The organism is Leptospira fainei serovar Hurstbridge str. BUT 6 (assembly GCF_000306235.2).
GTDB classification, from domain to species: Bacteria; Spirochaetota; Leptospiria; order Leptospirales; family Leptospiraceae; genus Leptospira_B; species Leptospira_B fainei.
On the sequence record NZ_AKWZ02000010.1, the window covers coordinates 952,941 to 964,860 of the forward strand.

At 43.0% G+C, this 11,920-nt stretch carries 13 protein-coding genes; 3 read left to right on the forward strand and 10 right to left on the reverse strand.

What is annotated here, in order from left to right; all coding sequences use genetic code 11:
• Positions 1 to 106: 106 nt before the first annotated feature.
• On the forward strand, positions 107 to 817 hold the full coding sequence (locus LEP1GSC058_RS13610) for a lysophospholipid acyltransferase family protein (protein ID WP_016550432.1): 711 nt from the start codon (positions 107 to 109) through the stop codon (positions 815 to 817).
• Here LEP1GSC058_RS13610 and folE read toward each other — a convergent pair.
• A complete protein-coding gene (gene folE / locus LEP1GSC058_RS13615) occupies positions 814 to 1,440 on the reverse strand; it encodes a GTP cyclohydrolase I FolE (RefSeq protein WP_232224731.1) in 627 nt (208 codons plus the stop codon). The two genes, LEP1GSC058_RS13610 and folE, sit on opposite strands and share 4 nt — an antisense overlap.
• A gap of 88 nt (positions 1,441 to 1,528) precedes the next feature.
• Here folE and LEP1GSC058_RS13620 point away from each other — a divergent pair, with 88 nt between their 5' ends.
• Positions 1,529 to 2,677 (forward strand): glycosyltransferase family 4 protein, encoded by a 1,149-nt coding sequence (locus tag LEP1GSC058_RS13620; RefSeq protein ID WP_016550240.1) that lies wholly within the window; start codon positions 1,529 to 1,531, stop codon positions 2,675 to 2,677.
• Here LEP1GSC058_RS13620 and LEP1GSC058_RS13625 read toward each other — a convergent pair.
• The 4 genes from LEP1GSC058_RS13625 to LEP1GSC058_RS13645 all read right to left on the reverse strand — a co-directional run bounded on the left by LEP1GSC058_RS13625 (position 2,663) and on the right by LEP1GSC058_RS13645 (position 5,836).
• Entirely contained in the window at positions 2,663 to 2,845 is a 183-nt protein-coding gene (locus tag LEP1GSC058_RS13625; RefSeq protein WP_198014422.1) for a DUF1289 domain-containing protein, read from the reverse strand. The two genes, LEP1GSC058_RS13620 and LEP1GSC058_RS13625, sit on opposite strands and share 15 nt — an antisense overlap.
• Positions 2,846 to 2,855: 10 nt before the next feature.
• A complete protein-coding gene (locus LEP1GSC058_RS13630) occupies positions 2,856 to 4,628 on the reverse strand; it encodes a cation:proton antiporter (RefSeq protein WP_016550989.1) in 1,773 nt (590 codons plus the stop codon).
• Between the two features lie 168 nt (positions 4,629 to 4,796).
• Positions 4,797 to 5,339, reverse strand: coding sequence for a hypoxanthine phosphoribosyltransferase (hpt, locus tag LEP1GSC058_RS13640; RefSeq protein WP_016549950.1), 543 nt, complete (start codon positions 5,337 to 5,339; stop codon positions 4,797 to 4,799).
• Positions 5,336 to 5,836, reverse strand: coding sequence for a SixA phosphatase family protein (locus LEP1GSC058_RS13645; RefSeq protein ID WP_016549419.1), 501 nt, complete (start codon positions 5,834 to 5,836; stop codon positions 5,336 to 5,338). Before LEP1GSC058_RS13645 ends, hpt begins: the two co-directional genes overlap by 4 nt.
• A gap of 81 nt (positions 5,837 to 5,917) precedes the next feature.
• Between LEP1GSC058_RS13645 and LEP1GSC058_RS13650 the strand changes: the two genes are divergently transcribed.
• The gene (locus LEP1GSC058_RS13650) at positions 5,918 to 6,598 is read left to right on the forward strand and encodes a hypothetical protein (protein ID WP_016550605.1); all 681 of its coding nucleotides are present in this window, start codon (positions 5,918 to 5,920) and stop codon (positions 6,596 to 6,598) included.
• 1 nt (position 6,599) lies between these two features.
• On the opposite strand, the gene LEP1GSC058_RS13655 is transcribed toward LEP1GSC058_RS13650, so the two are convergent.
• From LEP1GSC058_RS13655 to LEP1GSC058_RS13675, 5 genes are all read right to left on the reverse strand, one after another.
• Complete coding sequence (locus LEP1GSC058_RS13655; RefSeq protein ID WP_016549619.1) at positions 6,600 to 7,166, reverse strand: hypothetical protein; 567 nt, start codon at positions 7,164 to 7,166, stop codon at positions 6,600 to 6,602.
• Between the two features lie 10 nt (positions 7,167 to 7,176).
• Positions 7,177 to 8,664 (reverse strand): hypothetical protein, encoded by a 1,488-nt coding sequence (locus LEP1GSC058_RS13660; RefSeq protein ID WP_016549876.1) that lies wholly within the window; start codon positions 8,662 to 8,664, stop codon positions 7,177 to 7,179.
• 108 nt (positions 8,665 to 8,772) lie between these two features.
• Positions 8,773 to 9,879: a quinone-dependent dihydroorotate dehydrogenase gene (locus tag LEP1GSC058_RS13665; RefSeq protein ID WP_016550899.1), complete on the reverse strand. Its 1,107-nt coding sequence runs from the start codon at positions 9,877 to 9,879 to the stop codon at positions 8,773 to 8,775.
• Between the two features lies 1 nt (position 9,880).
• Positions 9,881 to 10,948 carry an ABC transporter permease gene (locus LEP1GSC058_RS13670; RefSeq protein WP_016550617.1) on the reverse strand — a complete coding sequence of 356 codons (1,068 nt, stop codon included), beginning with the start codon at positions 10,946 to 10,948 and terminating at the stop codon, positions 9,881 to 9,883.
• Positions 10,945 to 11,880, reverse strand: a complete 936-nt coding sequence (locus LEP1GSC058_RS13675) for an ABC transporter ATP-binding protein (protein ID WP_016550492.1) — start codon at positions 11,878 to 11,880, stop codon at positions 10,945 to 10,947. Before LEP1GSC058_RS13675 ends, LEP1GSC058_RS13670 begins: the two co-directional genes overlap by 4 nt.
• Positions 11,881 to 11,920 lie beyond the last annotated feature (40 nt).

Here is an 11,920-nt window from a genome sequence, read left to right on the forward strand (position 1 = left end):
GCACGTATTTGGTTGTAACAGATCACATATTCTTTTTTTTGGATCGATTCGGAACGTTCAAAAAAAAAGAATGCGATCCGACCATGGTATAGAATATTCACCCAGGATGTCGCAAAATTCCACCTCCATCGAGAAACCGGACGGCTTCAAGAGAAGACTTTTAGTTTGGTTAATTCCTACACTCGTTGTCTTTCTACAAAGAATCGTCGGTTTAACTTCTAAAGTTTTAGAATTAGGAAAAATTGAATTTGATTCTCTATTTCTAGCCAAGAAACCTTTCATTCTTTCCATTTGGCATACGAACGTTCTTTATTCCCCATACCTGCACCGAGGACGAAACGTTGCCGTCCTCATTTCGGAATCGAAGGACGGAGATTTTATTACCGGGGTTGTACATCGCTTCGGCAATACCAGCATTCGGGGAAGTTCCTCTAAAGGCGGATCGAGGGCGCTCAAGGCTATGATCGTTCATTTGAAGAAAAATCTTCCCGCCGCATTTACGCCCGACGGACCTCGCGGACCGGCTTTGATCGTTCAACCCGGATTGATCGCTTCGGCCCAAGTCTCACAGGTGCCTATCATACCGTTTCATTACGAATGCACTAGGCAATGGATTCTAGAAAAATCATGGGATAAACACCGAGTACCGAAACCTTTTACTACATTTATCGTTTCTTATGGAAAACCGATTTGGATCCCACGCGAATTAAACGAAGAAAGTTTCGAGGCACAGCGTCTCCTGGTAGAGAAAGCCATGCTCGAAAACAAACAGAGGGCCGAGCAAAAAGCGGAAGAATTAAGACGCCTTAGGTCTTAGGTCGATCCCGTACGAATTAAGTCCAGAAACTCGCTGCGGGTGACCATATTTGTTTTAAATTCTCCGAGCATACATGAGGTAAATAATTCCGAATTTTGTTTTTCTACTCCGCGCATCATCATGCAAAGATGTTTTGCCTTGATGACGACTGCGACTCCGAGCGGATCCAAAACTTCCATTAAAGCGTTTCCGATCTGCTCGGTCATGCGCTCCTGAACCTGAAGCCTTCGTGCAAAAATGTCCACTATCCTTGGGATCTTAGATATCCCGATGATTTTCTTATTCGGAATATAACCAATGTGTGCTTTTCCAAAAAAAGGAAGTAAGTGGTGTTCGCAGAGGGAGTACATCTCGATGTCCCTTACTAGCACCATGCCTTGGCTATCCTCTTCAAAAATTGCATTATTTACAATGTGATGGATATCGGCTTTGTATCCTGATGTTAAGAACTCATACGCCTTTTTCACTCTCTTCGGAGTATCTCGCAAGCCTTCCCGACTCGGGTCCTCCCCGATCGCTTTAAGTATTTTGGTAACTTCCTCTTCCAAACCGAACCTTCTTTGAATCGTGAATCGTTTTACCCTTATATAAAAGGAGCAATACTTAGACGATGAAAAAGCCAAATCTCTCGAAATCCAGTTATGCTTCAAGGGAAAACCAGTACAGCTTGCCAATCTTGAACGCGCTTTCAGAATGGCCGCTAGCCCCCTTATGAAACCGCCTTTACTGAAAATCGGATACGATGCTCGTATGATTGCTCATTCCGGAATCGGCATGCGAATTCAGGGAATCCTTTCGGAGTTAGCTCCGATCGCCAGAAAGAAGAGAATCGAAATCACTCTTTTAGGATCGGAGGATAAGCTACGGTCGGCAGAAATCAGTCCCGCTATCCTGGAAGCGTATGAATTTCTTCCGTATGACGCGGAAATCTATTCAATTCGAGAATGGTGGGGCATTTCGGAAATGGCCGGTTTCGACTTACTAGACATTCCCCATTATAACGCTCCTCTCCGTTTTTTAGAGAAGTGCATTGTAACCGTGCATGATATCATTCCGTTTAGGATGAAACAATTTCATCCTTCCGTAATAAAGCAATTGTATCTTAGATTCGTTTTTTCGCTTCTTAAAGAAAGTGCCCCAAGTATTATTACTGTTTCGGATTTTACGGCAAAAGATCTAACTGAAGTTTTCGGTTTTTCTTCCGATTCAATGAAAACCATTTATAACGGAATAGATTCCAAACTCTTTTATCCAAAATCCGCGAAAGAAACTCTTTCTTTTAGAAAGAAATACGGATTAGAACCGGGATACCTGCTCAGCGTCGGAATCGGTAAGGAGCACAAAAATCTCGGATTCGTGCTCCAGGTTTTAAAAGGACTTTGGTCTTTGGGCAAATTGGATGCCCAGTGGGTCATTGCAGGGGCGAACGGACAACTTCCCGAATATCTAAAGAAAGATGCAGCCGGTTGGGAGGAGAAAATCGTAGTTCTTCCCCATCTATCACTCGAAGAACTGAGCACATTATATTCCGCCTCGGGACTTCTTATATTTCCTTCTTTGTATGAAGGCTTCGGTTTCCCTCCGGTCGAGGCGCAATCATGCGGATGTCCGGTCTTCTCCTCGAACGCAAGTGCTATGCCGGAAATTTTGGGATCCTCAGCATTTTACTTTTCCCCGACAGATAGAGACGGCTTCGAGACCGGATTATTGGAGTTAGTCAAAAATCCGAAATTAGCCGTCAGGAAGAAACTCTCGGGAAAGAAAAACGCTGAAAAGTATAACTGGAAATCGGCCGCAAATCAAACCGTAGACGAATACTTGCATATAGCGGTAAAACGAGGGGTTTTAAGAAGCGTTTGAAGGAGAGATCGATTCCCTTCTTCTTTGGAGTTCGATTCGAATTTGTTTTCTTTCCTCTTCGGAATAGCTAGTCCACATCCCGATTTCTTGCAATGTCCGAAAACATCCTTCGCATAACCCGGTTATCGGATCCATTTGACAGAGCTTAATACAAGGTGATCGAACAATCATAAAAGTCTTATTTCCGCACGGCCGTCCTCTTTTTAGACGAAGACTTTTCCTTTTTAAGCGAAAGCGCTATCCGAGTTTTTCCTTTAGAATCTTCAACCATGGTCTTTAATTCCGCAAACAAAGAAAAACCTGAAAGTCTGCCGGGAATAACCACATGCGAGGCGCCTTTGTTACGGAGAACCTCCGCCTCTTTTGGATCATCCGTCGTCAAAATAATCTCGGGTTGATGGTGACGACAAATGCTCTTTAGGGATTCTAATAGGCGTCGATTCGTGGTTCCTTTCAGTATCATATCAGATATCGTGCAAACCACATATCTCGCTTCTTCGATTCCCAGATGATGTAAACTCTCCGGATGCGCTAAATCCCCATAGGCCCAACGAATTCCTTTCGATTCGAGAGTCTGCCTATAGATCGGATTAAAATCTACTACAAGAATTCGCTTTAGCCAGGAAGGGCGATCTCTTTCTATCCCTTCTATCAACCCCTGTGCTATCCTAAAATATCCTAGAAGCACAATGTCTCGTTTCGGATCTCCGGTAACTTGAGATTCCAGCGGCTCCCTAGTTTCACGAATACCGAATATAGACAAAACTGAAAGTATACCTCTTGCGATCTTATCGTTAAATAATATCACATATGTGGAGACGATCGATGCCAAAATCATCGAAGTCAAGACGGTGGCCTGCAATTCTTTTCCGATATGTTCCTTCTGGACTCCCAAAGCCAGAATTACCAAGGAGAATTCCGAGATTTGGGCCAGATTCAATCCGGCGATAATTCCGGCTCTCAATCCCTTGCCGGAAAAAAAGACCGTCGGTGCAATGATGATAACTCTACTTACAATTACGAATGCGACCGCTAGAATTGCGATCCAAATGTCGTTGGAATTCGGGGCTTGAATTTTCATTCCCAAAGCGACAAAGAAGAGAGTAATAAAGAAATCCCGAATTCCTGACAGCTTGCTGATTACATCGACTCCGTACGGAAATGCGGCGATACTGACCCCCGCTATCAAAGCCCCCATTTCTTTCGAAAGTTCGGCCTTTTCGGCGATGCCGCAAAGTAGGAAACACCAAGCAATCGAAGTAATGAGTATGAGTTCCGGTTTTGCCGCCGCAAATAGAAAGAGTCGTGAAAGGAAATAACGGCTTATCGCAAAGGCAAAACCCACCAACGCTAAACCTTTCAACAAAGACGTCATCACATTCAAAATTCTCGGGTCTTGGAGGTCCGGCTGGATCCCCATAAATAAGATTGCCCAGATATCCTGAAGAACCAAAACACCAATTGTTAAGCGACCTGGTATAGTACTGATTTCGAATTTATCGTGAAGCAGTTTGACGACGATCATCGTGGAGCTTAACGATAATGCTATCGCAAAGTACAAAAGATCGAAATTGCCCTCTCCGACGGGAAAGAACTTCTTAAATGCGAACCAAGCCAGTGCGACTCCGACAAAGAACTGAATGACTCCTAAAGCGAACATTGAACGTCCCATGCGCGCAAGTTCCTTTAAATCGATCTCCAATCCGATAATAAATAGCAAAAGGATCAAACCTATCTCGGATATCAGCTCGATGCTTTCTTCATTATGAACGTAGCCGATTCCTAATTTGGCGTCGATCACCGGCCCGAATAATGGTCCGATTACGAGACCGGCGCATACGTAACCTAGAATTAGCGGTTGCTTAAACAGTTTTGCTATATGGGAAAATAGCGTAGCAAATATGATGCTTAAAGCTATGTCAGTCAGAAGACTGAGGGAATTGTGATCCATTTTTCCGCTATCCTGATCCTTTTCAAATTCCTAAACTATAAAGGAAAGGCTTACAAAAAAGACATTTTTGGAAATTGTCTCCCCTTCTTCGTTTATTTTTTCATTTTTGAACGGATCGTATTTACTATTATAGGGAGTTTAGATTTCTCCAATCCGAGGAATGACAATTCAATTTCCTAAAATATGAATGTCGGGTAAATTTCTAAATTTTCCGTCGATGTCCAAGCCGTAACCCACCACAAATTCCTTACCTATTTTCCATCCGATGTACTTAACCGGATATTCCACAGTCTCCGCTCCTTCCTTAAATAAAAGGGAAACTACCTCTAAAGAGCTAGGATTGCGAGCCAGTATATGACGGATCAGAAACTTCAAGGTATGTCCCGTATCAACGATGTCTTCTACAATGATCACATGACGATCTGTAATATCCGTATCTAGGTCTTTTAACAATTCGACTTTTCCGTTCGACTCCTTCCCGATATAAGACTTTGCTTGCAAGAAGTCCACTTCGATCGGGTAGGGAATTTGCCTAGTGAGATCTGAAAAAAAATAAACGCTCCCGCGAAGAACACAGATGAAAACGGGACTTTTATTCAAGTAATCGGCTGCGATTTCTTTTCCTAATTGCGCGACTCTGGTTCGAATTTCTTCCTGAGATAGCAAGACTTTAGAAGTGCGAGTTTGAGGATCGAAGGAGTATTGACTCATGGTATCCAAAACCTCTGTATTTGACAGGGAATATTTCCGCAATCTTGCCAATCATTCGACTCTAATACGAGGGAAAGAAAGGCCGACGTAGGAAATTTTACGAAAAGAGAAGATGTTCTAGCTTGGCTTTTAAAAACGAGAGCCTCGGCCAGAGATTCTAGTCCAGGATTATGACCTATTAGTAATATGCTTTCCGTATTCGAACCTAAACTTCGTAAAATTCCAAGTAAGTCCGAACCGTCAGCTTCGTAAATTTCCTCGGAAAATCGAACATCTTTGCAGAAAGAGTCGAGTTTGCTTAAAATACGAAATGTTTCCTTCGTTCGTTCGGAAGGAGAAACGATCGCCGCGTCAACGGAAAAGGAAATTTTGGATAGATAATTACGAAGCATCTTGGCATTCTTTCTTCCTCTGTTCGAAAGTGGGCGTTCTTCATCGCGGGAAAAAGCGGATTCCCAATCGGATTTAGAATGTCGAATCAGATGAATCAATTTCAAACTTGCTCCTCCGTTTCTGAAAGGATCGGAGATTGGAATTTCATTGACAAGGATCTTTCCTAGGGGTACAAAATCCGGGCTATGTCAAAGGCACTTCTTACTGCAGGAGCAATCCTACTTCTGTCGATGCCTTTGTACATTTCCGCACAAGTTGCCGGTCCTCCCGACGAGGAAAAAGCAAAAAAAGAATTACAAGTTCAGTGGTCGAAGCGATTTCCTGGGGATAAAATTCTCAACGTTGAATCCGCAGGCAAACCTAGATTGATCGAAAGGGATTCTACGGAAGAAAACGCTCCCCCTGACGTTCGCTATAAATTTTCTTTTTTTCTCACTTCACGCAAGAAAGAAGGACAAGTCACAAAAACTCCCGTTGGAGTCATTTTTCAATTTGTCAGAAGCAAAGGATGGATCTTTTCAGATATCGGTTTAGCAAGATCCGTTACAATTACCGAAGCAGGTAAGGAACCTCCCAGTAAAGAGGAGGCTTACCAATTGATTGAAGATGCAATCAATGAAGATAGAGGAAAAGTAAACAAATCCATCGATTCGCTTCGCCTCAGTCAACCGGAGTTCGGCCAAAATGCCACTTTAAATAAAGAGCAATTCTGGTTTCGTTACGAAGGCGAATATGAAAGCACGGAAAACGGATTGAAGACTATCTGTTCCGAGTTCGTTATTCGCTTAGTCAAAGAAGGAAATTCGATCGGTTGGAAAGTCGAATGGGACGATAAAGGGAAATGTAAACCTATCGACGAGCAGTAATCTATTTACGAAATGCTCCGGGAATATTCTTTAAATCGGGTTTACCGGAAGATCCGGATTGTTTCGCCTTATAATTCGGTTCATTCTTTTTAAATTCACCGTTATTAACTCTATTTAATAGGTCCGTAGAACTTTTTCCTAGAACGGAATTATTCTTTAGTCCCCCTAGAAAGTTCGTAACCCGAGATCGATTTTTTTCGCTGAAATTACGGGTGTAAGAGATTAATCCGGAATTGCGAATCGAAGAATGAACCGTTTCGTCGGCTACGATCTTTTCTAGCGCCGTTGCAGCCTCGTCGGTTTGGCTCCGACCGATAAAATCAAGAATCGCCTTACGTTCATAATTTCGAACTCCGTCCTGTTGTAAAATCGAAGTCAGGTACGGAACAGGATTCGGTACTAAGGTGAGAATTCTTTCGTATTGATTGTCTCTCTCCGGGTGCCCTGTCTCGCTTGTAATTTCCCGAATCTTATCTTTTAGTTTAGGATCGAGAGATTGGCCGAATATTCCTGAAGACAGGAAAAGGATAAAAATAGCGATCGAGAAATGGAAAGATTTCTTTTTCATAAATTCCCTATCAGTAAGACAATGGATTCGAACGAAGAACCCATCCCTGCTCTCCTGTTAACTGAGACTGATCGACACTCGCGTTTCCCAAAGGAAACATCAGATTCAGAGCTCCCGAATTATAAAAACCGGTACCCGAACAATTGTTAATCGTGAGCTTACCGTTAGAACCCGGATTACGGCATTCAGGAGTTTCCGGTAATGGATCCACATAGACTTGGGAAGATTGATCGATTTCCGCCGGATGATAAAGTCCTAAAAAATGCGATCCTTCGTGCGCGATCGTGTTCGCAAGAAAGGCCAGATCCGTGTTTGATAGATCTCCCCCAACTACACCTGAGGACCTATGGTTTTCGACAAACACTGCCATCCCGGATTTAGGAGTTCCTACCTTTCCCGGAAATCCTGGAATCCCGGAAGAGATTCCGAGGAGGCCGTCTCGTAATGAGGAATTAACATTAGCGGAAAGTTCCGAGATAAAGAATATGTTCAGGGAATTGGCATCTTGGGCAACGGAAGACGTCGTATATAATTTTGCGAGCGAACAGTTCGTAGGAGATGTCGCAGAATCGTTCGTTATATCCGAGATACTGAAACGATTTCCGTTACTCAAATCTCCGCAAGAAGCCGCATCATACTGGTAGTAGGAAAATGCTAAATCGATTCCGACCGTATTTTGACCGAAGATCTGCTTTAAGCGACTAGTCAACGAGTTGGATCCGGTCAATCCCGTAAAAAAACTGGAATTAGTAAATACATGGCTAACTCCGTTATTCACTTCAATGAAGCGAATGTTCAACCTTTTTCTGGATTGCCAAACCTTACTCAAACCGGTTTGTGAACTTCCGAAGATTCCACCTTGTTCGGGCCGAAATTTATATTCTTCACAAGTTTGCGGAATATTATTCACGACCTTCCACCCGGATACGGGATAAGATGCCGCAGATGCAGTAGTGATTAGATAACTTCTAAGTTGGTTATTACTGCCGAAGTTATCATACCCGGAACCGGGGGCGGAATAACCCGGTGAGGATCCGACCGGAAACGCGGTCGTAGAAGAATAAATACCTCCTCCTTCATTCTTAGTGATTTCCGTTTCTCCGAAAGCTCCTGCTGCCGTCCAGTAACCGATCATAATTGCATTAGGGTTCGTCTGGCTTTGGGCAGCATATAAGATCGCCATGGGATTATACCGTCCTAACCCGCTCCAAGAATCATAACCGTTTAAATAGATGGTTCCGATTCCGTTCGAATATGCCGTATCGTACGCGCTATAACTAGAACTAAGAGCAGTAGTCGTATATTGAGGAGAACTCGGGAGAGACGTACGAACGTTGTCGATAGGATCACAATGATAGCGAATATCGTCCGCTATCATTAACCCGAGCAAAAGATCCGTATTTTGATTATCATTCTTCGATTTAGGACAATGAAGAATAAAAATACACAATGACAGAAGGGCAGAAAAGTTTAGATTTTTTTTACTTTCTTTTTTCATTTTTCTTTCCCGCATTTATATCATGAGTGCATTAAAACGCATTCGTGATTGAACTCTCGCCCATCGACATTTTTGGCCTTTAACTCGCGGAAGAAAAGTAAGATTCTATTATAAAGAACCTTGTCCGACAATTTCAGAAATTGATTTTACCCCAAACTTCCCGATTGTTTTATCCAAATACTCCGCAATTCTGCTAGGTAATAGAGGCCCCTGATATATATAACCCGTATAAACTTGAATTAAGTCAGCTCCGGCAAGAATTTTTTCCAACGCGGCTTCACCCGAATCGACTCCGCCTACCCCTATAATGGGAACTTTTCCCCGTAATTTTTGATAAGCTAGTCGTACGAATTTTGTCGACCTTGCTCTCAGGGGTCCTCCCGAAACGCCTCCTTCTAGCTCTACATTAGGAAATCTTTTTAAGACGCTCTTATCGATCGTGGTATTCGTTAGTATGACCCCGGAAAGATGCAAATCAGGAACCGATTCGATAATCTCTTCAAAATCTCTTTCTTCTAGATCCGGAGCGAATTTTACGAACGTCGGCGCCGGAAACCTTCCTCCTAATCCAGTTCGAATGCCGTTGATTAGATTAAATAAATTTTCCAGTTTCTGAAAATTTCTTAAGCCGGGAGTATTTGGTGAGGAAACATTAATTACGAGATAATCCGCAAAAGGCGATAATTTTCGAATCGAATATAAATAGTCTTCTACGGCTTTATCTTCCGGAACGACTTTCGTTTTTCCTATATTGATTCCTCTTATAACGGTCTTCCTTTGGCGGCCGATAATATCCGCAGCGTTATCCGCTCCCGGATTGTTAAACCCCATTCTATTGATAAGCGCTTGATCTTCGGGGTACCGAAAGACTCTCGGTCTTGGGTTCCCCGCCTGCGGTTGACCCGTAATAGTTCCGACTTCTATAGAACCGAATCCCATTCTGGATAAGAATGGATAAAGTTCGCCCGTCTTGTCGAACCCGGCAGCAAGACCTACTGGATTCTCAAATTCCAGTCCTGCTACCTGAGTCTTTAATCGTTCGCTCGAATAGGATGTCTGATTCTTAAGTATGGGTGACAGGATCGGAATACTCGTGGAAAACCTAAGCATTCGATGAGCTAGCGAATGCGCGATCTCAGGATCTAAGCTTAATAGAAAAGGTTTAGCTGTTCTTTCATAAATCCACTGCTTCCAGTCGGAACTTGAATCTAGCATCTTAAGACCATCGGAAAATACGAAGCCCGAATGTCAAAAAAACCGCGCCGAACAGGAAGAGTAAACCGCAGGCAGGTAGGCTTTCGATTAAACCAGCGCCTTCGATAAACACTGCCCGTAAGGAATCCGCCATTAATGTAAGAGGCAAGTTCTTAACGAACGGAAGAACTATGTCCGGAAAATTTTTATAACTAAAAAAGATACCGGATAAGACCATCATGGGAAATGTCACGGCATTAACCAAACCGTTTCCAACTTGCGAACTTTGAGCCCGGGAGCCGACTAAAATTCCTATGCAAGCAAACGTAAAATTCCCCGTTAAGTAAATGAGAATACCGGCCGGAATAGAACCGACAAACGCATTATCAAAAACTAAAAAGGTAAACGTTAAGAAGATGATAGATTCCACAATCGTAACGATAAGTCGCGTAAAAAAGAAAGATAAAACAAAGCCGAGCTTGTTCATTGGCGTTGCGGACATTCGCCGAAGTAATTTTTTCATCCTCATTTCGATTAGATTCCAGCCCACACCCCATAAGCAGGAGTTCATAACACCCATAGCAAGCATCCCGGGAACAAGATAATCTATATATCTAGTTCCTTTAGAATCTAAAGTTTGAATAGAAGATTGAACGGCTACGCTCTTAGATTCCGCTAGTAATGCGTTCGAGAGTAAAAGATAATCTCGTTGAGCGCTGGCGTTTTTCGGATCGAATGAATATTCCAAATTTCCGTTCGGCTGTTCTTTCACCAGTATGTTTAATTCACCGCGCTTCAGCGCTTTAATTGCGGCGTCTTCCGAAAGTAAGATCGGGTTAATCACTCCCAATCCATGAAGATTCCCTCCCTCAGTCTTCGCAAATGCGGTTTCGATTCGCTGACTAAGAGTTGCCGCATTAGGAGACGACGAGATAATTGCGGCCCTCGCGACCGGGACACCGTGAGTCGTAAAAGCTAATCCTAGAACTCCCGCAATTGCGATCGGAAACACAAAGGCCCAAAAAATAATGCCGGGCTCCCTGTAGAATTCTTTTAACTGTATAGTGACTAAATGATAAATCTGTTTCATTCTTCCAGACCTCTTCCCGTCATGGAAAGGAACAGATCGTCTAACGTTTTTTTATGACATTCTAATTCTTTTAACGAAATTCCCGATTTCGAAAATGAATCCAACATAAGAGGTAGATACTCGGTAATTTTGTCCACAAACACCCTTCCTTGCTTTGTGCTTCCATCCCAGAGAAACTTGGATTTTCCCGATACAGGAAGAGAGGACTCCGGATTTTGTCCGTTTTCAAGGGTAAACCGAACGATTTCTCCGCCGCCCAACTTTCCAAGCAATTCCGACAAATTCCCTTGATCTAGAATGACTCCCTTATTCATGACGATGATTCTCTCGCACAGGACCTCCGCTTCTTCCATATAATGAGTCGTAAGAATCATGGTGGTCCCTTCCTTTTTAAGATCTTCCAAAATTCTCCAAATATCCCGTCTTGCACCTGGATCCAATCCTGTAGTGGGTTCGTCTAAAAAAAGTATTTCAGGCTTATTCATGATCGAGACGCCCAAAGCTAATCTTTGTCGTTGGCCGCCGGAAAGACTATTCACGTACGTTTCCTTTTTCTCTTCCAGATCTGTGAGCTGTAGAATTTCAATCATGCGGGATTCGCCGACTTTGTAAAAGCTTCCGAATAATTTGAGAGTTTCCCAGACCGTTGCACGATCCATGAATCTTGTTTCTTGTAGCGCTAAACCGATTTTACTTCTCAGAAAAGTTTCATTACTCTTCCAAGTTTTTCCTAGGAGAGTGATTTCTCCCTTATCCGGACTTTGAATGCCTTCCAACATTTCTATCAGCGTGGTCTTTCCTGCACCGTTCGGACCGAGTAAGGCGACGAATTCACCTTTGCCGATCTCTAACGAAAGATCGTTCACAGCTACTACGTCTTTGAATTTTTTACGTACATTTTTTACCGAGATAATGGATTGATTTGTATTCACAGAGCCGACCTAAGGAACAAAATCTATTTTCTTGATCCGG

What these genes read in the sequence shown, in the direction of transcription:
- LEP1GSC058_RS13610 (WP_016550432.1), top strand. Translation starts at nt 107, where the DNA reads ATGTCGCAAAATTCCACCTCCATCGAGAAACCGGACGGCTTCAAGAGA.
- LEP1GSC058_RS13620 (WP_016550240.1), top strand. Translation starts at nt 1,529, where the DNA reads ATGAAACCGCCTTTACTGAAAATCGGATACGATGCTCGTATGATTGCT.
- LEP1GSC058_RS13630 (WP_016550989.1), bottom strand. Translation starts at nt 4,628, where the DNA reads ATGGATCACAATTCCCTCAGTCTTCTGACTGACATAGCTTTAAGCATC.
- hpt (WP_016549950.1), bottom strand. Translation starts at nt 5,339, where the DNA reads ATGAGTCAATACTCCTTCGATCCTCAAACTCGCACTTCTAAAGTCTTG.
- LEP1GSC058_RS13665 (WP_016550899.1), bottom strand. Translation starts at nt 9,879, where the DNA reads ATGCTAGATTCAAGTTCCGACTGGAAGCAGTGGATTTATGAAAGAACA.
- LEP1GSC058_RS13660 (WP_016549876.1), bottom strand. Translation starts at nt 8,664, where the DNA reads ATGAAAAAAGAAAGTAAAAAAAATCTAAACTTTTCTGCCCTTCTGTCA.
- LEP1GSC058_RS13670 (WP_016550617.1), bottom strand. Translation starts at nt 10,948, where the DNA reads ATGAAACAGATTTATCATTTAGTCACTATACAGTTAAAAGAATTCTAC.
- LEP1GSC058_RS13655 (WP_016549619.1), bottom strand. Translation starts at nt 7,166, where the DNA reads ATGAAAAAGAAATCTTTCCATTTCTCGATCGCTATTTTTATCCTTTTC.
- LEP1GSC058_RS13650 (WP_016550605.1), top strand. Translation starts at nt 5,918, where the DNA reads ATGTCAAAGGCACTTCTTACTGCAGGAGCAATCCTACTTCTGTCGATG.